This window comes from Sediminibacillus massiliensis, from assembly GCF_900156915.1.
Lineage (GTDB): Bacteria > Bacillota > Bacilli > Bacillales > Amphibacillaceae > Sediminibacillus_A > Sediminibacillus_A massiliensis.
In genome coordinates, this window is record NZ_LT732535.1 from 1,874,079 (window position 1) to 1,896,244 (window position 22,166).

At 42.0% G+C, this 22,166-nt stretch carries 27 protein-coding genes and 1 other annotated feature; of the genes, 9 read left to right on the plus strand and 18 right to left on the minus strand.

Annotated features, from left to right (window positions below; translation table 11 throughout):
- The 6 genes from CZ434_RS10275 to CZ434_RS10300 form a co-directional block, all read right to left on the minus strand.
- Nucleotides 1-1,003: putative glycoside hydrolase (locus CZ434_RS10275; RefSeq protein ID WP_077623055.1), on the minus strand; the 1,003-nt coding region annotated here is incomplete at its 3' end.
- Nucleotides 1,004-2,012: 1,009 nt separating this feature from the next.
- On the minus strand, nt 2,013-2,948 hold the full coding sequence (locus CZ434_RS10280; protein WP_077623056.1) for an ABC transporter ATP-binding protein: 936 nt from the start codon (nt 2,946-2,948) through the stop codon (nt 2,013-2,015).
- The gene (locus CZ434_RS10285; RefSeq protein WP_077623057.1) at nt 2,945-4,009 is read right to left on the minus strand and encodes an ABC transporter ATP-binding protein; all 1,065 of its coding nucleotides are present in this window, start codon (nt 4,007-4,009) and stop codon (nt 2,945-2,947) included. Before CZ434_RS10285 ends, CZ434_RS10280 begins: the two co-directional genes overlap by 4 nt.
- A 15-nt stretch (nt 4,010-4,024) precedes the next feature.
- Nucleotides 4,025-5,173 carry an oligopeptide ABC transporter permease gene (gene opp3C / locus CZ434_RS10290; RefSeq protein ID WP_077623058.1) on the minus strand — a complete coding sequence of 383 codons (1,149 nt, stop codon included), beginning with the start codon at nt 5,171-5,173 and terminating at the stop codon, nt 4,025-4,027.
- Entirely contained in the window at nt 5,173-6,102 is a 930-nt protein-coding gene (gene opp3b, locus CZ434_RS10295) for an oligopeptide ABC transporter permease (protein ID WP_077623059.1), read from the minus strand. Before opp3b ends, opp3C begins: the two co-directional genes overlap by 1 nt.
- A 154-nt stretch (nt 6,103-6,256) precedes the next feature.
- Nucleotides 6,257-7,975, minus strand: coding sequence for a peptide ABC transporter substrate-binding protein (locus CZ434_RS10300; RefSeq protein ID WP_077623060.1), 1,719 nt, complete (start codon nt 7,973-7,975; stop codon nt 6,257-6,259).
- 337 nt (nt 7,976-8,312) lie between these two features.
- Between CZ434_RS10300 and CZ434_RS10305 the strand changes: the two genes are divergently transcribed.
- Together CZ434_RS10305 and trpS are read left to right on the plus strand one after the other, a co-directional pair.
- Entirely contained in the window at nt 8,313-8,684 is a 372-nt protein-coding gene (locus CZ434_RS10305) for a DUF3899 domain-containing protein (protein ID WP_179107237.1), read from the plus strand.
- A 54-nt stretch (nt 8,685-8,738) separates the two neighbouring features.
- Nucleotides 8,739-8,962 (plus strand) — a binding site (T-box leader).
- 159 nt (nt 8,963-9,121) lie between these two features.
- Nucleotides 9,122-10,114, plus strand: coding sequence for a tryptophan--tRNA ligase (trpS, locus tag CZ434_RS10310; RefSeq protein WP_077623062.1), 993 nt, complete (start codon nt 9,122-9,124; stop codon nt 10,112-10,114).
- Between the two features lie 46 nt (nt 10,115-10,160).
- Here the strand turns inward: trpS and CZ434_RS10315 are convergent, their stop codons facing one another.
- The 4 genes from CZ434_RS10315 to CZ434_RS10330 form a co-directional block, all read right to left on the minus strand.
- Nucleotides 10,161-10,928: a YjbA family protein gene (locus CZ434_RS10315; protein WP_077623063.1), complete on the minus strand. Its 768-nt coding sequence runs from the start codon at nt 10,926-10,928 to the stop codon at nt 10,161-10,163.
- Between the two features lie 217 nt (nt 10,929-11,145).
- Nucleotides 11,146-11,355: a YuzI family membrane protein gene (locus CZ434_RS10320; RefSeq protein WP_077623064.1), complete on the minus strand. Its 210-nt coding sequence runs from the start codon at nt 11,353-11,355 to the stop codon at nt 11,146-11,148.
- Nucleotides 11,356-11,497: 142 nt separating this feature from the next.
- Nucleotides 11,498-12,742, minus strand: a complete 1,245-nt coding sequence (fabF, locus tag CZ434_RS10325) for a beta-ketoacyl-ACP synthase II (protein WP_077623065.1) — start codon at nt 12,740-12,742, stop codon at nt 11,498-11,500.
- 26 nt (nt 12,743-12,768) lie between these two features.
- On the minus strand, nt 12,769-13,704 hold the full coding sequence (locus CZ434_RS10330) for a beta-ketoacyl-ACP synthase III (protein WP_077623066.1): 936 nt from the start codon (nt 13,702-13,704) through the stop codon (nt 12,769-12,771).
- 177 nt (nt 13,705-13,881) lie between these two features.
- Here CZ434_RS10330 and CZ434_RS10335 point away from each other — a divergent pair, with 177 nt between their 5' ends.
- The gene (locus CZ434_RS10335; protein ID WP_077623067.1) at nt 13,882-14,109 is read left to right on the plus strand and encodes a hypothetical protein; all 228 of its coding nucleotides are present in this window, start codon (nt 13,882-13,884) and stop codon (nt 14,107-14,109) included.
- Between the two features lie 71 nt (nt 14,110-14,180).
- Here CZ434_RS10335 and CZ434_RS10340 read toward each other — a convergent pair whose 3' ends face one another.
- Complete coding sequence (locus tag CZ434_RS10340) at nt 14,181-15,146, minus strand: BMP family ABC transporter substrate-binding protein (RefSeq protein ID WP_342745682.1); 966 nt, start codon at nt 15,144-15,146, stop codon at nt 14,181-14,183.
- A gap of 91 nt (nt 15,147-15,237) precedes the next feature.
- Nucleotides 15,238-15,867 carry a hypothetical protein gene (locus CZ434_RS10345; RefSeq protein WP_077623069.1) on the minus strand — a complete coding sequence of 210 codons (630 nt, stop codon included), beginning with the start codon at nt 15,865-15,867 and terminating at the stop codon, nt 15,238-15,240.
- Between the two features lie 168 nt (nt 15,868-16,035).
- On the opposite strand from CZ434_RS10345, the gene CZ434_RS10350 reads away from it, so the two are divergent.
- Nucleotides 16,036-16,215: a YjzD family protein gene (locus tag CZ434_RS10350; protein WP_077623070.1), complete on the plus strand. Its 180-nt coding sequence runs from the start codon at nt 16,036-16,038 to the stop codon at nt 16,213-16,215.
- 73 nt (nt 16,216-16,288) lie between these two features.
- Here CZ434_RS10350 and CZ434_RS10355 read toward each other — a convergent pair whose 3' ends face one another.
- A complete protein-coding gene (locus CZ434_RS10355; RefSeq protein ID WP_077623071.1) occupies nt 16,289-16,729 on the minus strand; it encodes a hypothetical protein in 441 nt (146 codons plus the stop codon).
- Between the two features lie 183 nt (nt 16,730-16,912).
- On the opposite strand from CZ434_RS10355, the gene CZ434_RS10360 reads away from it, so the two are divergent.
- Nucleotides 16,913-17,725, plus strand: a complete 813-nt coding sequence (locus CZ434_RS10360; protein ID WP_077625150.1) for an undecaprenyl-diphosphate phosphatase — start codon at nt 16,913-16,915, stop codon at nt 17,723-17,725.
- Nucleotides 17,726-17,773: 48 nt separating this feature from the next.
- Here the strand turns inward: CZ434_RS10360 and moaD are convergent, their stop codons facing one another.
- From moaD to CZ434_RS10385, 5 genes are all read right to left on the minus strand, one after another.
- Nucleotides 17,774-18,007, minus strand: a complete 234-nt coding sequence (gene moaD / locus CZ434_RS10365; RefSeq protein WP_077623072.1) for a molybdopterin converting factor subunit 1 — start codon at nt 18,005-18,007, stop codon at nt 17,774-17,776.
- A complete protein-coding gene (locus CZ434_RS10370) occupies nt 18,004-18,477 on the minus strand; it encodes a molybdenum cofactor biosynthesis protein MoaE (protein ID WP_077623073.1) in 474 nt (157 codons plus the stop codon). The genes moaD and CZ434_RS10370 overlap by 4 nt, the downstream gene beginning before the upstream one ends.
- Nucleotides 18,464-18,994, minus strand: coding sequence for a molybdopterin-guanine dinucleotide biosynthesis protein B (gene mobB / locus CZ434_RS10375; protein ID WP_077623074.1), 531 nt, complete (start codon nt 18,992-18,994; stop codon nt 18,464-18,466). The genes CZ434_RS10370 and mobB overlap by 14 nt, the downstream gene beginning before the upstream one ends.
- 62 nt (nt 18,995-19,056) lie before the next feature.
- Nucleotides 19,057-19,368: a metal-sulfur cluster assembly factor gene (locus CZ434_RS10380; RefSeq protein WP_077623075.1), complete on the minus strand. Its 312-nt coding sequence runs from the start codon at nt 19,366-19,368 to the stop codon at nt 19,057-19,059.
- Nucleotides 19,369-19,442: 74 nt separating this feature from the next.
- Nucleotides 19,443-20,207 carry a prolyl oligopeptidase family serine peptidase gene (locus tag CZ434_RS10385; protein WP_077623076.1) on the minus strand — a complete coding sequence of 255 codons (765 nt, stop codon included), beginning with the start codon at nt 20,205-20,207 and terminating at the stop codon, nt 19,443-19,445.
- Between the two features lie 176 nt (nt 20,208-20,383).
- On the opposite strand from CZ434_RS10385, the gene CZ434_RS10390 reads away from it, so the two are divergent.
- From CZ434_RS10390 to CZ434_RS10400, 4 genes are all read left to right on the plus strand, one after another.
- Complete coding sequence (locus CZ434_RS10390; protein WP_077623077.1) at nt 20,384-21,211, plus strand: Cof-type HAD-IIB family hydrolase; 828 nt, start codon at nt 20,384-20,386, stop codon at nt 21,209-21,211.
- Between the two features lie 99 nt (nt 21,212-21,310).
- The gene (locus tag CZ434_RS22145) at nt 21,311-21,460 is read left to right on the plus strand and encodes a hypothetical protein (RefSeq protein WP_179107238.1); all 150 of its coding nucleotides are present in this window, start codon (nt 21,311-21,313) and stop codon (nt 21,458-21,460) included.
- Between the two features lie 2 nt (nt 21,461-21,462).
- Entirely contained in the window at nt 21,463-21,687 is a 225-nt protein-coding gene (locus tag CZ434_RS10395; RefSeq protein WP_245830965.1) for a DUF3813 family protein, read from the plus strand.
- Between the two features lie 169 nt (nt 21,688-21,856).
- A complete protein-coding gene (locus CZ434_RS10400; RefSeq protein ID WP_077623078.1) occupies nt 21,857-22,120 on the plus strand; it encodes a NifU N-terminal domain-containing protein in 264 nt (87 codons plus the stop codon).
- Nucleotides 22,121-22,166: the final 46 nt, after the last annotated feature.

Sequence of the window (22,166 nt, forward strand, 5' to 3'; positions counted from 1 at the left end):
CTTCATTTTCGACTTTAGCATACTCTGTCACCAACCGATATGGCTCTTCATCCGGTTTGTCTATACCAAAGTAAGAAGTCCAATGACTCGGATAAATCATGGAAGAAATCACATCAACATTCGAAGATATTTTCGAAAAGTTTTGACCGATACCAGGCGTTTCCGGGATAGTTGCTGCATAGCCGAAAATATCTACTGAGACATCGACATCATAACTGGATAGTTCTTCCTTAGCGTGTGCAACGAAGTCTGTAACAGCCTGTACACGTTTTTTCACTTCGTTCGTGTCATCGTCTGCATACTCTCCCTGATCGTATTCCAGCTCATCGTCCCTGTTTTCAAATCCTTCCGGAAAACGGACATAATCAAACTGTATTTCCTGAAATCCTAACTCTGCAGCCTTCTTGGCCAATCCGATATTATAGTCCCAAACTTCTTTTTGAAAAGGGCTCACAAATGCTTCCCCTTTTCCATTTGTCCAAACCTCGCCATTTTGGGTGAACGAGAGGTCTGGGCGCTCTTTTGCCAAGACGGAATCCTTAAAGACTACGATTCTGGCAATTGGATAAATCCCTTCCTCTTCAAGGCGCTCAAGGACCGCTCTTGGATCTTTCACGAAGTTGGTCCCTATGTCATAATAAGGAGATCCTTCATCCAATTGAAAAGTTACATTTCCGTGATCTTCTTTCACATCGATGACCATCGCATTTAAATCCGTTGAATTTACCAGGTTAATCAACTTGTCGAACCGTTCTCCTCCGGCAGAGTTACCGGTTACATAAATCCCTCTGACAGCATCCGGGTATTCAAAATCGAGTCCTGAATCATACGTGAACCTAACCATCCGTTCTGGTAATTCATAGGTTTCCAATGTCTTTTTGCTTTCATGATGTCTATTTGCTTCTTTGGCATCTTCATCAGCTTCGACTGTAGTCGCCAATATCACGGTACCAAGAAAAAGTGCCGTTGCACCTGCCAACAACTTTTGCTGCAATTTCCCCATTTTTCATCAAACTCCCACAAGTATGTATTTATTTCTATTATAAAAGACATCCCTCATAGATGGGAACCCAGTTTACGTAATTTAACACTATTATCCAAATACCTTTTTTCAAAAATAATTAAACCTCTTTTTCAAAGGATTGGAACATTCACAATACCCATATAATGCGACATAACTTTAAAGTGACTTCCTCCCATCCTTTTCTGATTGAGTGGTAGTCCAGCGCTGCGGAAAAATACTCGCTTTCCGTGGGGAACGCTTCAGCCTCCTCGGGAAAAGCGCCCTGCGGGGTCTTCAGACTGTTCCTTTCCCACTGGAGTCTCGCATTTTTCCGCAGCTTGGTATAGTTTTTGATTAGTGAGAAAAATCCTAAAATGTGTCTAACATGGGCACTTGAGTCGCATTCAATGCGGATTTTGCTAGAAATCATCCGCTTCTTAGGATTGTTTTTAGTTAATTGTTAGGGAATTGGAGAATGCGTATTCTTGACCTCAAATTTAAGAAAATTACTAACAGCGAAGGCAGAACACGCAGACTCCTCGAAAATACAAACCAATTTTCTTGATGCGAAGCGATGCTGTCGGAGCTTTCCTTGTCCTATGGGAACAGCGAAAGGTCTTCGATGGGGCGAGTAATCGCAGTCCCACGTGTCCGAAGACCCCGAGTGATGGGTCTGCGTCTTCCAGTTAAGCTTCGTAGCAGATTCCTCGACCCATGGTTTTCGGTGGGACGAGGAATCGCAGTCCCAAAGGCAGCAAGGATGTTAATTCAAGTAGTCCCCTGGCTGAGGCCGTGCCCATGGAAAGCGAAGTGTTCTGGCGCATCGAGGCCATACCAGTCATTTATAATCAGAACGAGAGGAAGTCTCTTTATAGTGAATTTTCACTATGTCACAGTTTGCCTCATCTGTAAAGTTTCCAGATAACTAAACAGGTTTGTTATGAAGTAAAAAAAAGACCCTTTGCCAAAGGGTCTTTTAGAATCATATATATGTCAACTACCGGGATTGTCAATTATCATTGTGTTCTTGTTTATAAGCTTCGAACTCTTTTGTTGTACACAATACCCAATGATCGGGGCTGATTTCTCTTAGCTCCGGTTCTTCACTAGTATCATGTTGACTTGGATCATAAGCCACTCTTTGGCGGTTCCGTTCATAGTCCGGATCCGGAAGCGGGATAGCAGACAACAACGATTTTGTGTAAGGATGAACTGGATTTTTATATAATTCATCACTATCTGCCAATTCAACAAGTTTACCAAAATACATTACACCGATTCGGTCACTGATATATTTAACCATGGAGAGGTCATGTGCGATAAATAGATAAGTTAAACCTTGTTCTTTCTGTAATTCTTTCAGTAAGTTTACAACCTGGGCCTGTATGGACACATCCAATGCAGAGATAGGCTCATCTGCAATGATAAATTCAGGATCTACTGCTAATGCCCGAGCGATACCAATTCGCTGACGCTGACCGCCACTGAATTCGTGTGGATAACGGTTGGCGTGTTCTTTGTTTAAACCAACTCTTTCCAATAATCCTTCCACACGGCGCTTTCTTTCGTCTGCACTCTTTGTCAGGCCGTGCACATCCAAACCTTCCGCAATGATATCCATAACAGTCATACGCGGGTTTAAAGAGGCGTATGGATCCTGAAAAATCATCTGCATTTTTTGGTTGAATTTTTTCAAATCACTCGCAGATTTTTTTCCATGGACGTCTTCGCCATTAAACTTAACATTTCCGTCAGTTGCATCATAAAGTCTGATAATGGTTCTTCCAGTAGTAGACTTCCCACAACCTGACTCACCTACTAAACCGAATGTTTCACCTTTGTAAATATCAAAAGTGATACCATCTATGGCTTTTACTACGCTTTTTCTTCCCGTTTTAAAATGCTGCTTCAAATTTTTTACTTCTAACAGCTTTTCTTTACTCATGATTTTTCACCTTCCTGTGCCTTACCGGAAACCGTCTGCGCAAAACCTTTCATACGGCGTTGGACAGCAGCTGGCGGTTGTATATCCGGTGCATACTCATGCAATAACCATGTAGCTGCATAATGCGTATCGGATACTTGGAACATCGGTGGTTCCATTTCCTTATCGATTTCCAGTGCAAATTCGTTCCTTGGAGCAAAGGCGTCTCCTTTAGGAGGTTTCAACATGTCTGGCGGCGAACCAGGAATGGCAACAAGATCGTCGTCGGTATTATCCAAGGTAGGCATGGAACCTAATAATCCCCATGTGTATGGATGTTTTGGGTTGTAGAAGATTTCATCTACTGTACCGATTTCGACTATTTTACCGGCATACATAACAGCAACCCGATCAGCTACGTTGGCAACCACGCCCAAGTCATGCGTGATGAAAATGATCGAACTCTCTGTTTTCTTTTGAATATCTTTCATTAATTCAAGAATTTGCGCTTGAATGGTAACGTCCAAGGCCGTAGTAGGTTCATCAGCGATTAGTATCTTCGGATTACAAGCCAAAGCAATTGCAATAACAACACGTTGGCGCTGTCCACCTGAAAATTGGTGTGGATATTGATTAATCCTTTCAGCCGGCTGTGGTAATCCTACAAGTTCGAGTAGTTCAACAGCACGTTGTTTCGCCTGACTCTTGCTCATCTTTTGATGCTTAATAAGCCCTTCCATGATTTGGTTACCTATCTTCATGGTTGGATTAAGAGATGTCATCGGATCCTGAAAGATGGTAGAAATATCTTTTCCGCGAATCGCCTGCATTTGTTTCTCTTTCAGTTTAGTTAAATCTTTGCCTTCAAACAGGATTTCTCCTTTTTTGATTCTTCCGGGTGGTGAAGGAATAAGACGGGCCAATGCTCTTGTAGTCACTGACTTACCTGATCCTGATTCTCCGACTATCGCAAGTGTCTCTCCTTTTTTCAAATCAAAGGAAACACCACGGACAGCTTTTACTTCTCCACCGTACGTATCAAAGGAGATGTGTAAGTCTTTTACTTCTAATATATTTTCCATGTCAGCATCTGCCTCCTATTCACGCATCTTCGGATCTAACGCATCCCGAAGTCCATCTGCCAAAATATTAAAGCCAATCATGATTAATGAAATGACGATCGCAGGGAAAATCATAATATGCGGGTTGATTTGAAGTGCTTTGAACCCTTCATTAATGAGTGTTCCAAGTGACGCCTCCGGTGCCTGAAGCCCTAGTCCGATAAAACTTAAGAAAGCTTCAAAGAAAATTGCTGAAGGAATGGTAAACATAGTGTTAACGATGATCATACCTAAAGTGTTAGGGATTAGATGTTTTGAAAGGATTCTTGTATTGGAAGAACCTAATGTTCGTGAAGCCAATACGAATTCCTGCCCTTTCAACTTCAGAATTTGCCCCCTGACAATCCGGGCCATGCCCGTCCAACCGGTTATCGTCAAGGCAATGATGATAGCAATTATCCCGGGATCCAGGACCATAATCATTAAGATAACGACAACAAGGTTCGGTATCCCTACCAATATTTCAATAATCCGCTGCATGACATTATCTACTCTGCCACCGTAGTAGCCTGAAATACCACCATAAGCAACCCCGATCAACATATCGATGGCAGCTGCTACAAAAGCGATTAATAGTGAAACTCTTGTACCGTCCCATGTTCTTGTGAATAAATCACGGCCAAGTGTGTCCGTACCAAACCAAAAATATTGATCTGTAATGCCTTTATCCTCATAAATGTGGTAATAACCTGTTACTTTTGCAGACTCTGGACTTCCGTCTCCCTCACTTTTTACATCGTAAGTGATAAACTCGTCATCAGTCTGTGTAAATCTGGACCTTAATCGTTCTTTAGCAGCCTCTACAGACGCCGCTTCATAGGTCTCCGATTTCGTTCCGTCCAAACGCAGCCAGCGGATCTCTTCTAATCCCTGAACACGTGGCGGAAGTTTCGATAATCCCAAATCCTGATCATTTGTTCCATATTGGTTGATATGTGGCCCAATGATAGCCATTAATCCTATCAAAACTAAAACAACAATACCAAAAATGGCACCTTTATTTTTTCGTAACCTGATCCAGGCGTCCTGCCAGTACGTCAGGCTTGGACGTTGAATCTCTTCACTCTTCGCTTCATCTGTCTCAGCAGGTCTAAATAAATCTTTGTTTAATTTTTCTTTATCCATTAATCCTTACCTCCAGCCAGTCGAATCCGAGGGTCAATGATTCCGTAAAGTATATCGATAACCAAGATGATCAGGATGAAGAAAAAGGCGAAGAATAAAGTGGTTCCCATTATCATCGGGAAATCGTTCGTCATAATCGAAGTGACAAACTGTTCACCGATTCCCGGTATCGAAAAGATCTGCTCGATTACCAATGTACCAGTCATCAGACTTACTGCCATAGGCCCCATTACTGTGACAAGCGGAATTAACGCATTACGCAAGCCGTGTTTAAACATAAGGGCAGTGTTGTTTATACCTTTCGCTCTTGCCGTAACAATATAATCAGAACCCAATACTTCGATCATTTCCGTTCTCAAGAATCTCGCCGCGATTGCCAGCGGGAATATTGCCAGGGCAATAGTCGGCATAATGGTATGTGTAGGTCCTTCCCAGAAGGCAATTGGCAGCCACCCTAGTTGTACACCTACAAAATACTGCAGCAAACCAGCGAATATAAAGGACGGTATTGAAATCCCGATAACCGAAACTACGTTCGCCGTGTAATCAACCCATGAGTTATTTTTAACAGCTGCCACCAAACCCAGCAGCATTCCGATAATGGTTCCTATTATCAAAGCCTGTGCCCCTAAGTGTGCGGAAACAGGAATTCTGTTAAGCAAAATGTCTGTTATAGGCTGGTTATTAAGCTGGAATGATACACCTAGATCACCTTGTGCCAAATTTCCTAAATATCTTAAATACTGAACAGGTACAGGGTCATCCAACCCGTACTTCTCATACAGGATTTCTAACTGTGCTTCCGATAGTTTCTCTTCCGCTTTCATAGGAGAACCCGGCAGCATTTTCATCAGGAAAAAGGAGAATGTCGCTATAAGCAGCAAGGTTATGAGCATGTATATGAGTCGTTGTAATAAATACCTAACCATCCCTATCCCTCCTATTCTTTTAATATATCTCAATGTTCAAATAATTCAGTAAACCTTCATAAAATGGAAAAAGAGAGTATATGCCAATTTTCTGGCAGTACACTCTCCTCTCCTCTACCAAAGAGGTATGAAACTGTCTCATACTATGATGTTTTTACTCTTGGATATAAGCCCATTTGTATGAGAAGTCTGCCCCCATTGGATTGAAGTGAACGTCTTTAACAGATGGTCTCCATAGGTACGCACGAGAACGTTGGTACAATGGAGCGATCGCTGCATCTTCCATAAGCACTTTTTCAGCTTCAAGGAAGTTGTCGAAGCGAGCTGGCAAGTCTGTTAATAGATCATTGTTAGCTTCACTGATTAGTGAATCATATTCTTCATTGTTATAGTTCATTGTCATATATGGGCTGTCAGAAGTCCACATATTCAACCATGTGCTTGGGTCAAGGTAGTCAGGACCCCAGCCAGAGTTTTGGATGTCATAGTCAGAAGCTTCATCTCTTGCAATACGCTCTTCGAAAGGTACTGAAGAGATTTCAATAGTCAAACCTTCAAGGTTTTCTTCCAATTGGTTCTTGATATAAGCATCCATGTCTGTAGCAGTTTCAGTGTCACCGCCAAGGTAGCGAAGTGTAATTGAATCTACACCAAGCGCATCAAGGCCGGCTTGCCAGTGTTCTTTAGCTGCTTCTTTGTCTTCAGTAAGCAAGTCACCATTAAGATCACGGAAGTCTTCTCCGCTTTCAGGGTGTGTACTGAAGTCTGTTGGCACAGCCCCAGTTGATGGGATAGATCCATTTGCAAGAATAACATCAACCAAGTCCTGTTTGTTGATAGACATTGCAATTGCTTTACGGATATCTTGGTTAGCTAATGCTTCATTAGCTTGGTTCATTTTCAAGTAGAACAATGTAGGTTCTGGAAGTGTTTTATAATCTTCTGTACCAGCATATTGTTCAACAAATTCAGCAGTCAGACCGGCACGGTCGACTTCGCCTGTTTCATAAAGGTTTACAGCAGTACTTGTTTCTTTAACAACACTAACATTGATTTCTTCTAATTGTACTGTTTCAGCATCCCAATAGTCTTCGTTTTTAACCAAAGTCCATTGTTCGTTAGCTGTCGGATCCCAGTCTTGAAGGACGAAAGGTCCGTTATAAATAAGGTTTTCAGAAGTCAAAGCATAGTCATCGCCTTGTTCTGTAACAAAATCTTCATTCATTGGTAAGTAAGTACCGAAAGTCAACAAGCTATGGAAATATGGAACAGGCTTTTCCAAAGTGATTTCAAGTTCGTAGTCGCTTACAGCTTCTACGCCCAATTCATCCACTTCAGCTTCTCCATTGTTGATAGCTGTTGCGTTTTTCAAAACGTCATTCATCATGAATGGACCGTACTCAGATCCTGTATCAGGATTGATAGCACGTCTCCATGCAAATACGAAATCGTGGGCAGTTACAGGGTCACCGTTTGACCATACTGCATCTTCACGAAGTTTAATGTTCCAAGTCGTACCATCTTCACTAATTTCCGGGTCCCCTTCAGCGATTCCAGGAACTGGAGTTGCGTCAGGTCCAAGACGGTAAAGTCCTTCCATTGTAGATCCTAAGAATTGGAAAGCAACCGCGTCAGTAGCATGAGATGAATCCATTGTCGGAATTTGAGAAGATTCAAGGATGTTAAGCACTTGCTCACCGCTTGCTTCTCCTTCAGTGCTCTCGCCGCCTTCTTCAGTTCCTTCTTCCGTTGTGTTCTCAGCGTCATCTGTACCGCCTGTTTCTTCACCGGAATCTGAGCCGCCGGAACAAGCTGCAAGAAACACACTAAGTACTAATGCCATTACCAGCAATAGCCAATTTGTCTTTCTCATGAAGTAAATGACCTCCCCTAAGATTAAATTTTCTAATAATTTGTGCAGATACTTCATCCACAAGTGAAATTATACAAGTTTTCTTACTATTTTGCATTATTTTTTTTACATAAATTTTAATAAACCGCTTAAACATTACATTAGGATGACGTAAAATAGTTCTTTATGCCTATTCGTTTTAAACCTTCTATACCCTCATTTTTTATTCTTACACCACCAATTTATAGGCGGAAAGTTGTCATTATTTCTTACAAGAGTGGAAATGGGAGCCATTCTTTTATCACCTTTTTTATTCATGCTATAATACGGATTATCTATCTATAAGGTTGTGGACGAATTGGGTTTTCTAAGTAATAAGTGGTTTTTTCTTATCATAAATGTACTAACCAGCTTCATTATTTTCTTTTTTGTAGCACCCCCATTTAACTTGCAGACTTTTATCGATGTTCTTTTTTATATAGCAATCGCCTATTTGGTGCTGGGGTTGTTCTTCTTTGTTCTTAAGGGCGGTTTTTTTGATGGTGTCAGTTTCGGTTTCCGGAAGGTGATCCACAGTTTCCGGAGGCATAATGACTATTTGGAAGAATTAAAGGAGAAGCCAATGCCTTCGGACAAGATAGGATCCTCCTTCTTAAGATTTTTGTTTTTTCAAGGCATCTCCCTGTTCATCATTATGGTCGTCCTGTTGTTTGTCTATTATGCAGGCTGAATAGACTTGCAAAAACAGCGGTAATTTACTATAATCCAGTTACAAACAACTGAAAATGATGCGATGAAAAAGATAAGTACATGTTCCCTCTGGTTTATAGAGAGCCTGTGTTCGGTGGAAACAGGCACCAAGGAGTCATGGAATTGGGCTTTTGGAGTAGTGGCCGGCTTTGAGATACTGTCTGCCGCCGTTTCCAGGCGTTAACTGGAGCCTATCGGCAATAAGTTGGCCTTTTTATGAGGCAACAAGGGTGGCACCGCGGTTCATTCGTCCCTTCTATAGAAGAAGAGGAGAATGAATTTTTTTTGTTATAAAAAAATTTTAACCAAGCCACCTGGTAACCACTTCGAGCCATTTTTGGCACTGGAAGCGGGGTATTGCCTGGTCCGTCAATTCCAAGGTTTTTCATGCACAAAAAAATGATGAGGTGAAAACAGATGAAAACCATTTTTTCAGGTATCCAACCCAGTGGTACTCTGACCATTGGTAATTACTTAGGGGCAATGAAGCATTTCGTCGACCTTCAAGAGGAAAACAATTGCTACTTCTGCATTGTAGACGAACATGCAATTACGGTCCCACAGGACAGACTTAAATTAAGAGAGAACATCCGATCATTAGCCGCTCTTTACTTGGCTTCAGGGATTGATCCTGATAAATCCACCTTGTTCATCCAGTCAGAGGTTTCTGCACATACTCAACTTGGATGGATGTTGCAGTCGATAAGTTATATCGGAGAACTTGAAAGAATGACCCAGTTTAAAGATAAATCAACCGGTAAAGAAGCCGTCTCATCTTCGCTTTTAACGTATCCTCCGTTAATGGCTGCAGACATTCTTCTATACAAAACAGATATAGTACCGGTCGGAGAAGATCAAAAACAGCATCTTGAACTGACCCGCAATCTTGCGGAAAGGTTCAACAACAAATTTAATGATATCTTCACTGTTCCAGAAGTAAGCATACCTGAAACGGGCGCAAGGATTATGTCCTTGCAAAATCCGGTAAAGAAGATGAGTAAGTCTGACGAAAACCAGAAAGCATCTATTTTCATGCTGGACGATGAGAAAAAGATCGAGAAAAAAATAAAGAGCGCTGTTACCGATTCAGAAGGAATTGTGAAATTCGATAAAGAGAATAAACCTGGAGTGAGCAACCTCCTATCCATCCATGCCAGTTGCACAGGTGAATCGATCGAAGATTTGGAAAGGAAGTATGAAGGCAAAGGTTATGGAGATTTCAAACAAGGTACAGCTGAAGCCGTAATCAGTGTCTTAAAACCACTTCAGGAGCGTTACTATCAATTGATCGATTCCAAAGAACTCGATGACATTCTTGATAAAGGCGCTGATAAAGCAGAACAAACAGCTTCCCGAATGTTGGCAAAAGCCAAGAAAGCAATGGGACTTGGCAGGGTTAGAAAAAAGTGAATAAGCTAAAAAAGCGAGGCCGTCCTTTCGGAAGCAGCCTCGCTTTTTACATCATTCGTTTATAAGTATTTGATTGTTCCTGGCTCTGTTCAAGTTCATACATTTTCTCAAAAAACGGCTGCCCTTTCACCAGTTTGGCACATAGTTCTTCATGAGCCAATCCCCAGCCATCACATACTCCGTCGTATAATGTCTGCCATGCTTCTGCAAACTCCATCTCTCTAATCTTCGCATACTGGGAAGGATCCCATTCTGTTAACCAATAACGGACTTCCTGCAAGTTATTCGTTCCTTCCAGCTGATCGAGCGCCATCATTAATAATTGCTTTAACTGCCTTTCTTTTCTCGTCAGCCCGAGCATGGACGCAGGGGGCAGAGATAGAATATGATATTCTTTTTCCTTATTCTCAATCGTGAATGAAAACTCCTGACGCTCAGTACCCTCGATCATGTCATAAACGAGCCGTTCTTGCCTTGGTATTAACCGGCTTTTACGGACAGGTGCCTGGTAGCCAGCCGTGTCGACCGCCAAAATCGATACTCCATTTGTCAGGATACAAGCGTATTCGATAGAAATTCTCTCTTGGTTTTTTCTTAAGTAAGCTCTTTTATAAATGCTGTCCAACAAGTCTCTAGGTAAATCCTGAAGATCATTTTCAATGTAATGGTATAATAACTCGTCAATATACAGAATGGGTACCTGGTCTAACAGTTCAATTCCATCCTCTTTTCTCCATTCATGAAAAGCACATACATTGTAACCATTTTCTTCTCCTTCAAACCAATTCACCCATACATCATGTAAATATAACATGTCGAACCCCCGCTTTTTTAAGTGAGACTTCCTTGAATGGTCTTCCAGCCACAAGGATCAGTGGAACGAATGCCGTCCATCCAACTGCGGGTACTTGGACGGTTTTCCCCGCACGGAAACTGTATGAAACGTCAGCCAACTGTTCGTTCTACTGGTCTGCATCTTTTAGAATACATTATGGCCAACAAAGCGATATTTATTCGAATTAACCTAAAAATTAGCATGTATAATTCGGAAATTTGTAAAGGGCAAACATCATGATCAACAATCCTGCAGGTAGAAAATAGCATTCCACCCTGCCTTGTATGAAAAGAAAATAGTTAAACCAGGATAATCCTGCAGGTAAAAAATTCAGATAGATAATCAACGTTACTCCTCCGGACACAGCCATACCGAAACCTATCATAAACAAGAATGCGTATCCCAATTCCTATCCCCTGCCTGTCCCAATCTTTGTTTATATAATTAATATGTAAGACAAGCTCCTGTCATGCTTGCTTGTCCGAACTTACCTTCAGGTGCAATTGCAAAAAGGCAGGAATCCCTTTTTAGAGAAACCTGCCTTTTTATTATGATTCTTTATATTTTTTGAAAATAAGCGTCGCGTTATGGCCGCCGAACCCTAATGAATTGCTTAATCCATATTCATATTCTTGTTCACGCGCTTTTTTCGGCACGTAATCCAAGTCACATTCTTCATCAGGCGTTTCCAAGTTAATGGTCGGAGGCAGAATGCTGTCCTGAATCGATTTTACCGTGATAATCGCTTCAATAGCGCCTGCTGCTCCCAATAAATGGCCTGTCATGGACTTAGTTGAAGACACGGCTAGTTTGTATGCATGCTCACCGAATACTTGTTTGACTGCCTTTGTTTCAAAGGAATCGTTTAATTCCGTACTCGTTCCGTGCGCGTTTATATAAGCAATATCAGCAGGTTGGATTCCCGCATCCTTCACTGCCTGATCCATCGACCTGACAGCTCCTTCGCCTTCCGGTGCCGGCGATGTAATATGGTAAGCGTCACCGGCAGATCCGTATCCGACAATTTCTCCATAAATTTTAGCGCCGCGCTGTTTAGCAGATTCCAGTGTTTCCAGAATCAAAATGCCTGACCCTTCTCCCATGACGAATCCGTCTCGATTCTTATCAAAAGGGCGGCTCGCTGTTGCTGGGTCATCGTTGAAAGTCAATGCTTTGGCAGTTGAAAATCCTGCAAAAGACATCTTTGTCAGCGGTGCTTCAGCTCCCCCTGTGATCATTACGTCGGCATCACCTCGCTGGATGACCTTGTAGGCATCCCCGATGGAATTGGTACCGGAAGCACATGCTGTAACGGTACAAGAATTGATTCCTTTCGCGCCCAGTTGGATGGACACTTGACCTGCAGCCATATCCGGAATCAACATTGGTACAAAGAAAGGACTGACGCGACGGTAACCTTTCTGCTGAAATTTTTCGAATTGTTCTTCATAAGTTTGCATACCGCCAATGCCGGAACCGATCCAAACACCCACACGCGGGGCAATTTCATCATTAATGTCCAACTCTGCGTCATCAACCGCCATTTTGGCAGCTGCGACTGCATATTGCGTGAATAAATCCATTCTTTTTGCTTCTTTTTTCTCCATATAGTTAACAGGATCGAAATCTTTCACTTCCCCCGCTACTTTTGCAGGAAAATCGTCTTTATTCACTTTTGTGACATAGTCAATACCGGACTTGCCGTCCAAAATGCTCTGCCACATCGTATTCATATCATTACCGACTGGAGTTATCGCCCCCATACCGGTGATTACTACTCGTCTATTTTCCATGATTGCTGCTCCTCCTTATCTAATCGTTACTTTCCCCACTTAAGAGCGACGGCGCCCCATGTAAGTCCTCCACCAAAACCGACAAGGACAACTAAATCATCTTCTTGTATCTTACCCTCTTTAACCCCTTCAGATAAAGCAATCGGTATGGAAGCGGCAGATGTGTTTCCATATTTCTTGACCGACATGGCCATCTTCTCTTCTGGTATGCCGAGACGTTCTCTGGCTGCTTCCATGATTCGGATATTCGCTTGGTGGGGAATCAAATAATCGACGTCTTCTTTGTTGTAGCCGATCTTCTCTACCACGTTTACTGAGGATTCAGGCATTTGTCTGACAGCAAATTTGAATACTTCTCTGCCATTCATGCTTAAATAATCTTTATCTTGGTATAAATACTTACCTCCGGAACCGTCTGCTCCCAGTTCGAAAGAGAGAATGCCTTTCCCGTCACTTACCGGTCCCACTACAGCTGCTCCGGCCCCATCGCCGAATAACACACATGTGTTGCGATCTGTCCAGTCAGTGATTTTAGAGAGTTTCTCGACTCCGACTACAAGAATGTTTTTATATGCACCTGTTTCGATAAATTGTTTTGCCGTGATAATACCATACATAAAACCTGAACAGGCTGCACTCAAGTCCATTGCAGCTACCTTCTTGGCACCAAGGCGGTCTTGAAGCATGCAGGCAACGGATGGAAATGGAGTGTCAGGGGTTACGGTTGCCACAAGAATCATATCAAGATCTTCCGCAGACAGGTTGGCCTCCTTTAAAGCGCTTAGTGCTGCTTCATAAGCCATGTGCGAGGTATCGATATGATCCTCGGCAATCCGCCTTTCTTCAATCCCGGTCCTTGTCCGGATCCATTCATCATTTGTCTCAACCATCTTCTCCAAATCGAAATTTGTGAGAACTTTTTCAGGTACGTAGTGTCCTGTACCGATAATACCTGCATTCATTTTATTCCATCTCCTCTTCTATAGAGAGTTATTATCAATTATTAAGACTTGGTACTAATGTTAATCGAAAAAACCATTTTGTTCAAGTATCATTGTTTGTCCTCTTCACTCATTATAGGTTATCAGCCTTCCCTTAATTCCCATTCTTTAAATATGATGAAGAAGGAGGTGATTCCAATGACAGAAAAGGAAAAACCAAACGTCCAGGACCACCCTTTCAACCGCTTTGATCAAATGATGTTCGGGCCTGGCCGACAACCGAATCTAGAGGAACAACAGAAGAAAGAAAGCGAAACAGAATCCTTCGATTTATTTACTACCGCCCAAACCATGATGGAAACATATCGCCAACTATCTCCCTATGTGAAAGAGATATCCAATATGGTCAAAAAATTCAAAAAGTAACCCTAAATAAAGAGGACGTCCCTCTTTTTGTGGATCGTCCTCTTGTATTTCCCTGTCTGTCATTCATCTCATTACCGCTCATTCGGAAGCAGACCTGTTTCTTCATAATATTCCACATGGTCTTCGATTTCCTCTTGAAACGAATCAGGAACTCTTTCACTGAATTCCCCAAGGCTTATCGCTCCATCTTTGAAGTCGAAAGTTTTCACTTCGCCTTCCAGTTCCCCTTCATTGAATTGCTCGGCGGCGAGTAAATATAGCTCGTCCACATGCTGGACGGTACTGGTCAGAACAGTGTTTTCACCAAGTTTCCGCTGGTCTGTTACATATCCGATCGCCGATAAATCTTCTTCTCTCGCTTTTTTTATGACAGGAGTGCTGAACAAATCTCCTGTCGGGTAAAATACATCTACATCTTTGTCGATCATTTGTTCCATCATGCTTATTGCCCTGTCGGAGTCTTCCCAGCTATTGACAAAATTCATTTGCACGACGGCATCAGGATTTTGATAATTAACCCCTTCATAGAAACCTTCAATTTCAGGCTGCCATTCATATGCTCCAATAAGCCCGACATTATTGGTAGAAGTCATCTCGCCAGCGACCATTCCACTAAAAAAACCCATCGCATGTGAATTGAAGTTCAAGCTGGTTAAATTACTGTCCGAATAGCCGCCGTTAAAATAAACAAAATGCATATTTGGATACGAATCGTTCAATTCGGCAAACATCTTTCCATAGGTGCTGCTGTGCCCGAAAATTAAGTTGATACCTTTATTGGAAAATTCCTCGACAGCTTGATTGACATCCTGTTGTGTTTGTATTCCTTCTTTAAAGTAAACGTCTACATCGAATTCTTCTTTTATATCCAACAAACCCTGATATCCTTTTTGCCCCCAGGCTTCATCATGAATGGTTGTTTCCACCAACATTCCGACTCTTTGAATGTCTCCATCGCCCAATGTATTACATCCACTAACAAGGAGAATGAGAAAAAAGAGAGTACCGACAAAATAAAGGCTTGATCTTATCTTCAAGATACGCACTCCTATTCGCAAACGTTCTTTCTTATTTATCTCCATTCTACCTGTTAAGTGTATGTCCGTAAACGAATTTTCTGTTTTCTCCTCAATATAACTCTTGATAATTCCGATAATGCTCGTCGAGTTCTTTCAATCTTGCTTCGATGGTTTTTTTTGCTTTCATCTTGATGATGTTTTCATTGTCCCCTTCTTCCAAAGACGAATCAGGGATGGCGCGTTTTCTCCGCCATGAGGTTTCTCCCTCAAGCAAGCCGGCGACCACTTCTGCAAAGTCACCGATGTAGATGGCATTTTCCTTGAACTCAGCCGTGTCAAAAGGAATATGCTTGTTTCTAAAATAAATCCCTGTTTCATCTCTTGGCATCCACTCGCCAAATAGCAAGGGTACATCTATAATCGACCAACGCTCGGAGTGCCAATCACCGTCATCCACCTTGATAAAAATATTTCTATCAACTGGTTGGATTTTCCCCTCATCAATCTGGCTGCTGCATCCGACAACAATCAAAGTGGTGATAGCTGAACCGTTATTTTCTTCAGCCTCCTCCATAGAAGTGAAGCCATGGAAATGGTCATTCCTGCCGAAAAAGTCATAAAGCAATTCCTCTTTTTCTGTCTTGGGGAATCCTATCCCTGCAATATTATTTCCGCCGTTTAACAATTTTTGAACAAGATGATAATTAATCCACCCGCAGCAAGGTGCGACCGCGATCATACGGAATACCTCCTTTTTATAGCTTTCTCCCTATATTTATCCGTGTATAAAACAATAAGTTCCTGAACAAGAATCACAATTAAGGATAAATACCGACAAATTTTATTTATTTTTCTCTTCCCTTCTGATAAAATAAGGACAGAATGTGAAACGAATGAGGTGAAATGATTGCGTTATCTTTGGACGATTGTTTGGTCATTTTTACTTAGTTTTTTGATTTCTTATGTATTGTCCAGCATGGCTGGAGAAACTCTTCCAATTAATCAAGTACTTGTGCTGACAGTGATCTTTGCTGTGGCAGTCATCATTCTCGGTGACGGGGTACTTAAAGAAGAAAAGGATTATTAATTCCATCAACACTGATATGTTGGAGATTAAACCCTTGCCTCTGGGAGAAGGCAAGGGTTTATTATAGCTGTTTTTAATACCATGGTAGGGCGGATAGAGCGGCCAATGCTGTAAGAGGTAAAACCAAGCGCCTGAACCGCCTGCCGGGATATCCATATCCGTAACCAGGATAACCATAACCGAATCCGCCATAACCTGGATAACCCCAACCAAACTGACGGTAGTCCTGTTGATATTGTCCGTAAGGCATTTGTTCGTGTTGCGGGTATTGCCCGTAAGGCATCTGTTCGTGTTGTGGGTATTGCCCATAAGGCATCTGGCCGTCCTGCATTTGACCAAAGGACATTTGCTCATGGTGGTCAAATGCGCTGATCGGAACAGCTAAATAGACAAAGTCTTCATCCAAATCAGTAACAATCCCGTCTACCTGGGAGCCATCTTCCATTTCGGCCATTACATACTGATGCATATGTTTTTTGCAAAGATCATACTTATGATGATGCGGTCTGTTCATTTTTTTGCCTCCTTCACGCTTCACACTTGTAGCCTATTCACAAGTATCTGGGTGTGTGACACGGATATTGAATTTTATCTTGCAACAGACCGACTATAAACGATCCGGCATCTCGGATTTCTCTTATGTACTATCACTCTAAAGATAAAGAGCTTTTATAACAGGAGGAAAAACATGGATTTTATGAATGATTTTTGGTTGCTTTTAAAGTATTTATTTCTCGGTCTATTCCAAGGCTTCTCTGAACCAATCCCCATCTCGTCGAGTGGTCACTTAGTCTTGATCCGGAACCTCTTTCAACTCGAAATACACGGTTTGTCATTCGAAGTATTGGTGAATTTCGGTTCCCTTATAGCAGTATTGCTCGTCTATAAAAATGACATCATCCGGCTTATCCAAAACGGGTTTAACTTCATGGTCAATAAAAAGGAAGAAGGACGGGATGATTTCAACTTTATCATCTATCTGATTATCGGTACGATTCCTGCCGGCGTGATCGGCGTTCTGTTTGAAGAGCAAATCGAGGATACTTTCAGTGCACCGCAAATGGTCGGGATTACCTTGATAATCACAGGGATCGCATTATGGGTTATCCGCAACATCCGCGGCCACAAAAACGACGGAGAAATCACCGTCAAAGACGCCTTGATCGTCGGAATGGCCCAGGCTGTTGCATTGATTCCAGGAATCAGCCGCTCTGGAGCAACCATTGTCGGTGCTATGTTATTGGGAATGAAAAAAGAAACGGCATTGCGTTATTCCTTCCTTCTTTACATTCCTGTCAGTCTCGGCACAGTACTTTTGAAAGCCGATGATATTATCAATGACCAGCAACTCGACGTCTTGATGATTCCTTATATTCTTGCTTTCCTTGCATCCATTATTGCCACTTATTATTCCTTGAAATGGTTCATGAATATCATGGCAAAAGGAAACCTGAAATATTTCTCATTCTATTGTTTCATCGTCGGGATTATCGCGATTATTTTATTATAAACAGAAAAAAGAGGAGACAAGCATGTTCAAGCTTGTCTCCTCTTTTTTTCATCCGCCGCTGACAGGCGGGATAAAGGCGACTGTATCTCCTTGTTGGATTACGTCGTCATCTTCTGCGTATTCCTCGTTGATAGCAGCCATCGACTGATCGAGCGTCGTAAGCTGATAATCCTTTGCCAGCTTTTCTTTGACAGCCGCAACCGTCAGCCCATCCGCCTGCAATTCGATATTGTCTGTTCCAGCTGCTTCCTGCAGTTGAGCAAATAGCAATATTTTTATCACCTTAAGTCCTCCTCGTCCGGTCTGCCATCGGGATATTGCTTTACTTCTTTTTGATCGCCAATCCAAAGTTCTCCGTCTTCCCAATGTTCCTTTTTCCAGATCGGGACAATTTCTTTAATTCGTTCAATCGCATATTTACTGGCTTCATATGAATCGGCACGATGTGGAGTGGAAACCGCTATCACTACAGCAATTTCGGATATTTCCAGACGTCCGATCCGGTGTGCGATGGCCGTTACAGCCTCTGGCCACTTTTCTTTGATTTCCTCGCCTATTTGAGCAAGTTTTTTCTCTGCCATCGGGATATAAGCCTGGTATTCTAAATATAATGTCCGCTTTCCTTTTGTAAACTCCCTCACAGTTCCGATGAATGTGTTGATTGCACCTGCTTCCGGCCTGGTGACTTTATCTGTCACCTCTGAAATGGGTATTGGCTCGCTCGTGATCCAGAAGTCTTTATCGTTTGCCATGCTTTCTCCCCCTACCCAAGTAACTCTCCATCCATTGAAGATACTTTTCTTTTTCGTCCAGCAAAAACACTGGTATATCCGTTGCTATTTCGATGGAATTGTCACGGCAGATCACCGCTTTGACATTTTCAAGTTCATCCAATAGTAATTTGTCCTGATCGGTCCTTAGCAAAGCTATCTTTGGGAACGCCAGCTGTTTATACCCTTCAATGATCAATAGATCAATTGGGAGCTTTTCATAAAAAGACAAAATTCCCTCTTGTGTCAAGCCTTTAACCGATAGGTGGAACTCTCCTCCGCCTTCTACACCAGCTGCCAGCGACCCTGCCTGTTGATGCAAATAGCTGTCTGTCCCTGTTACCATATCCGGTCGGCCCCCATGGCCATGGTGTTTCCATGTGGCAACATTCCATCCCTGTTGAGTCAGTCGGGATACCAGTTCAGTGGTGACGGTTGTTTTCCCGCTGTTCTTGTAACCGACGATCTGCAGTTTGGGCAACCGGCTGTTTTCATCCATTATCTATCCAGCCCCTATTAAAAAACCCCTCGCCAATTTTGATCAGCAAGGGATTTGTCGTATCAATCCGGAATTCCCAACGCAATTTTTGCGTATCTTGACATTCTGTCTTTGGACCATGGCGGATTCCATACAATGTTGACCTTCGTTTCTTTCACTTCCGGAATGTCGCTCATCACAAATTTCACGTCTTGTTCGATATGTCCGGCAAGTGGACAGCCCATTGCTGTCAGTGTCATTGTAACAGTAGCTATGCCTTCTTCATCAAGGTCTACACCATAAACTAAACCAAGATTAACGATATCTATCCCGAGTTCCGGGTCAATAACATTTTCGAGAGCACCCATTAAGTTTTCTTGCAATGCTTCGTCCATGAATTCTACCTCCTTCAATAAACTTATATCCATTATAACCATAAATGACCCAGTTTTTAAATGATATAGATCACTTAAAGTTGTAAATCAAACCAGTCAACCGTTTCTAAAATAGCAAACCTGCTTACTTTGTGACCTTGTCCTACTTCCCTCAGGAAGCGGATGTTTTCCGGGTTTTTATATTGTGGAACCACTTCTTCGTAAAAACGATAAGAATGGTCGAAAGGTACAACCTGATCAGCTTCTCCATGCCAGAAAAATAATGGACGCTCAAACAACTTTTCGGGTTGCTTAGACAAATCGATTTTAGACAAAGCTTGATAAGTCTGGTCGATTTCCTGGTCACTCATTGTAAAGTTGAACCGGTTGTTTTGCATTTCCTTTACAAGCAGTCCGGCATAATCCGTCAATTTAGGAGATCCCATCAAAATCGCGGCAGCCTTGATCCAGGAATACTGAGTAAGTGCAGCTGAAGTAGTGATTCCCCCCATGCTAGTACCCGCCACGCCGAACCTGCCATCAAGCAGTAGCTCCTTCTCTTCAAGCGTCTCTTTTATTGTCTGCAGGTCTTTTAGGTTTTCACCGACTATGTTGAAAAACTGCATATGCCTTTCCGAATTGGAGATATCTTCTTCTCTTTCCCCATGCAGCAGACAATCAGGCAGTACAACCCGGTAATCTTTCTCTGCCAACAAATAAGCAAGCGGCAGATTATGTTCTTTCGCACTCGTATAACCATGAAAATATGTAAGTACTGGTAATGGCTCGTTAATTTTTTGGGCGTTGACAACGACTAAAACGGGAATGCCCTTCCAATTTTCTTTATAAACGCTTATCATGGTTTTTAATCCTTCTTTCGTTTTCTTATTAAGAATGGAAAAAATTCATTCTTCTTATGTGACCTTTCTTCTATCATATTATTAACCGTGTCTACATGCAAAAAAAATAGAAATTTACAATTCCTTTACTGATTTTTCTGTACTGAATAAACTATACTTACACAAGAGGTGATAAAATGAGGAAAAACAAGCAGCATTTAATTGCACTTGACTTAGATGGAACTTTGCTTACAGATGAGAAAGTCATCAGTGAAAAGACGAAACAAACCATCTTCCAGGCCAAACAGGAAGGACATATTGTTGTAATTGCGACTGGAAGACCGCACAGGGCAAGTATCGACTTTTATCATGAACTCCAATTGGATACGCCGATGGTGAATTTCAACGGCGCTTTGATCCATCACCCTCTGGACCATAAATGGGATGCGCTGCACAGCCCTATGTCCAACCGTACAGCCAAAAAGATTATCCAGACTTGTTACGATTTAAATGTTAAAAATATCATGGCAGAAGTGGGCGATGATATTTATTTAGATCAGTATGACGAAGAACTTATGGAAATATTCCATGCCGATAATCAAGTCACTATTGGCAGTTTGAAAAACCATCTCGACGAGGACCCAACGTCCATACTAATTCATCCAAAAGTCGAACATATCCAGGAATTAAGAACACACCTGGATGATCAACACGCTTCTGTCATTGAACATAGAAAATGGGGAGCTCCCTGGCATGTGATCGAAATTGTCAGAAAAGGATTGAATAAAGCAGTCGGCCTGAAAAAAATCGCCCATTATTATGACATCCCTCAAGAGCGTGTCATCGCATTTGGAGATGAAGATAATGACCTGGAAATGATCGAGTATGCAGGTGTGGGAGTCGCAATGGAAAACGGTATTGATGAGTTGAAAGCCTTAGCGAAACATGTAACTGCAACGAATGAAGCAAACGGTATCGGCGATTTTCTTGACAACTATCTGGAGCTTGGACGAAAAGCCATTTGACTGTTTCCTGATATTTCATGTCATCAACCAAAATGATTTGTCCATACTAAGCTTGAACGCACAACAGCGTTCAGGCTTTTTTACTGGGAGGAATCGATATTGAGTAAAAAAAGCAAGTCAAAGCGTTTTACTCAACAAGGAGCAGACTCGGTCAAAAAGCACGATGAACGTTTTCCTTACCGTGAGCGCTTTACAGATGTAGAGCGAAAACGGGATGAAGCTGACCAACATACTCTGGGAGGGTTTTAACAATGGCGAACAATATGGCGAATAACTTCATGGAACAAGCAAGAAATGCTGTCGGCCGTTTGACGAATATGGCTAATGGAAATGGCAGAAACCGTGGTGCCAGCGAGCAGGAAAAACAAGCAGCAAGAGATGCCATCCAATCCGCATATACAAGCGCTTCCCCAGAAGAACAGCAGCAACTCCAACAGTTGGAAGAACAATTAGAGCGTCATAACGAATTGAGATAACCTTCATTCACAAAGAAACCGGTCCTTATCCCCCGAGGACCGGTTTTTTCTGTATATATAAAACCAAAGTAAATTTTGCCAATAATTAAATTGCGGTTAAATTCTTTTGTATAGCTTTTATATCTGCTATTATTGACGTAAATACGCGTAATTTTAGGAGGATATGAAGATGAGTGTACGTGTTGATTCTACACCGAATCCAAATGCAATGAAATTCACCACTGATTCCTTGATTTTTGAAGGGGATGCCAGTGTTTCCGTTATGCCCGGCCAAACAAGCGAACACCAAATTCTTAATGAATTGATGGACATTGAAGGTGTCGACAATGTATTCGGATATCAAAATTTCATTACTGTAAATAAAAAATTCGACGCAGATTGGGAAGAACTTTCCCCAAAAGTGGAAGAATTACTAGCAAATCACGGATATTAAATGTATATAGTAAAAGGGGCGGCCTCGTGGGCCGCCCCTTTTCTAG

Excerpts from the sequence above, each read along its gene's own strand:
- CZ434_RS10280 (WP_077623056.1), bottom strand. The coding sequence starts at position 2,948 with ATGAGTAAAGAAAAGCTGTTAGAAGTAAAAAATTTGAAGCAGCATTTT.
- CZ434_RS10285 (WP_077623057.1), bottom strand. The coding sequence starts at position 4,009 with ATGGAAAATATATTAGAAGTAAAAGACTTACACATCTCCTTTGATACG.
- opp3C (WP_077623058.1), bottom strand. The coding sequence starts at position 5,173 with ATGGATAAAGAAAAATTAAACAAAGATTTATTTAGACCTGCTGAGACA.
- opp3b (WP_077623059.1), bottom strand. The coding sequence starts at position 6,102 with ATGGTTAGGTATTTATTACAACGACTCATATACATGCTCATAACCTTG.
- CZ434_RS10300 (WP_077623060.1), bottom strand. The coding sequence starts at position 7,975 with ATGAGAAAGACAAATTGGCTATTGCTGGTAATGGCATTAGTACTTAGT.
- trpS (WP_077623062.1), top strand. The coding sequence starts at position 9,122 with ATGAAAACCATTTTTTCAGGTATCCAACCCAGTGGTACTCTGACCATT.
- CZ434_RS10315 (WP_077623063.1), bottom strand. The coding sequence starts at position 10,928 with ATGTTATATTTACATGATGTATGGGTGAATTGGTTTGAAGGAGAAGAA.
- fabF (WP_077623065.1), bottom strand. The coding sequence starts at position 12,742 with ATGGAAAATAGACGAGTAGTAATCACCGGTATGGGGGCGATAACTCCA.
- CZ434_RS10330 (WP_077623066.1), bottom strand. The coding sequence starts at position 13,704 with ATGAATGCAGGTATTATCGGTACAGGACACTACGTACCTGAAAAAGTT.
- CZ434_RS10335 (WP_077623067.1), top strand. The coding sequence starts at position 13,882 with ATGACAGAAAAGGAAAAACCAAACGTCCAGGACCACCCTTTCAACCGC.
- CZ434_RS10345 (WP_077623069.1), bottom strand. The coding sequence starts at position 15,867 with ATGATCGCGGTCGCACCTTGCTGCGGGTGGATTAATTATCATCTTGTT.
- CZ434_RS10355 (WP_077623071.1), bottom strand. The coding sequence starts at position 16,729 with ATGAACAGACCGCATCATCATAAGTATGATCTTTGCAAAAAACATATG.
- CZ434_RS10360 (WP_077625150.1), top strand. The coding sequence starts at position 16,913 with ATGAATGATTTTTGGTTGCTTTTAAAGTATTTATTTCTCGGTCTATTC.
- CZ434_RS10370 (WP_077623073.1), bottom strand. The coding sequence starts at position 18,477 with ATGGCAAACGATAAAGACTTCTGGATCACGAGCGAGCCAATACCCATT.
- mobB (WP_077623074.1), bottom strand. The coding sequence starts at position 18,994 with ATGGATGAAAACAGCCGGTTGCCCAAACTGCAGATCGTCGGTTACAAG.
- CZ434_RS10380 (WP_077623075.1), bottom strand. The coding sequence starts at position 19,368 with ATGGACGAAGCATTGCAAGAAAACTTAATGGGTGCTCTCGAAAATGTT.
- CZ434_RS10385 (WP_077623076.1), bottom strand. The coding sequence starts at position 20,207 with ATGATAAGCGTTTATAAAGAAAATTGGAAGGGCATTCCCGTTTTAGTC.
- CZ434_RS10390 (WP_077623077.1), top strand. The coding sequence starts at position 20,384 with ATGAGGAAAAACAAGCAGCATTTAATTGCACTTGACTTAGATGGAACT.
- CZ434_RS10395 (WP_245830965.1), top strand. The coding sequence starts at position 21,463 with ATGGCGAACAATATGGCGAATAACTTCATGGAACAAGCAAGAAATGCT.
- CZ434_RS10400 (WP_077623078.1), top strand. The coding sequence starts at position 21,857 with ATGAGTGTACGTGTTGATTCTACACCGAATCCAAATGCAATGAAATTC.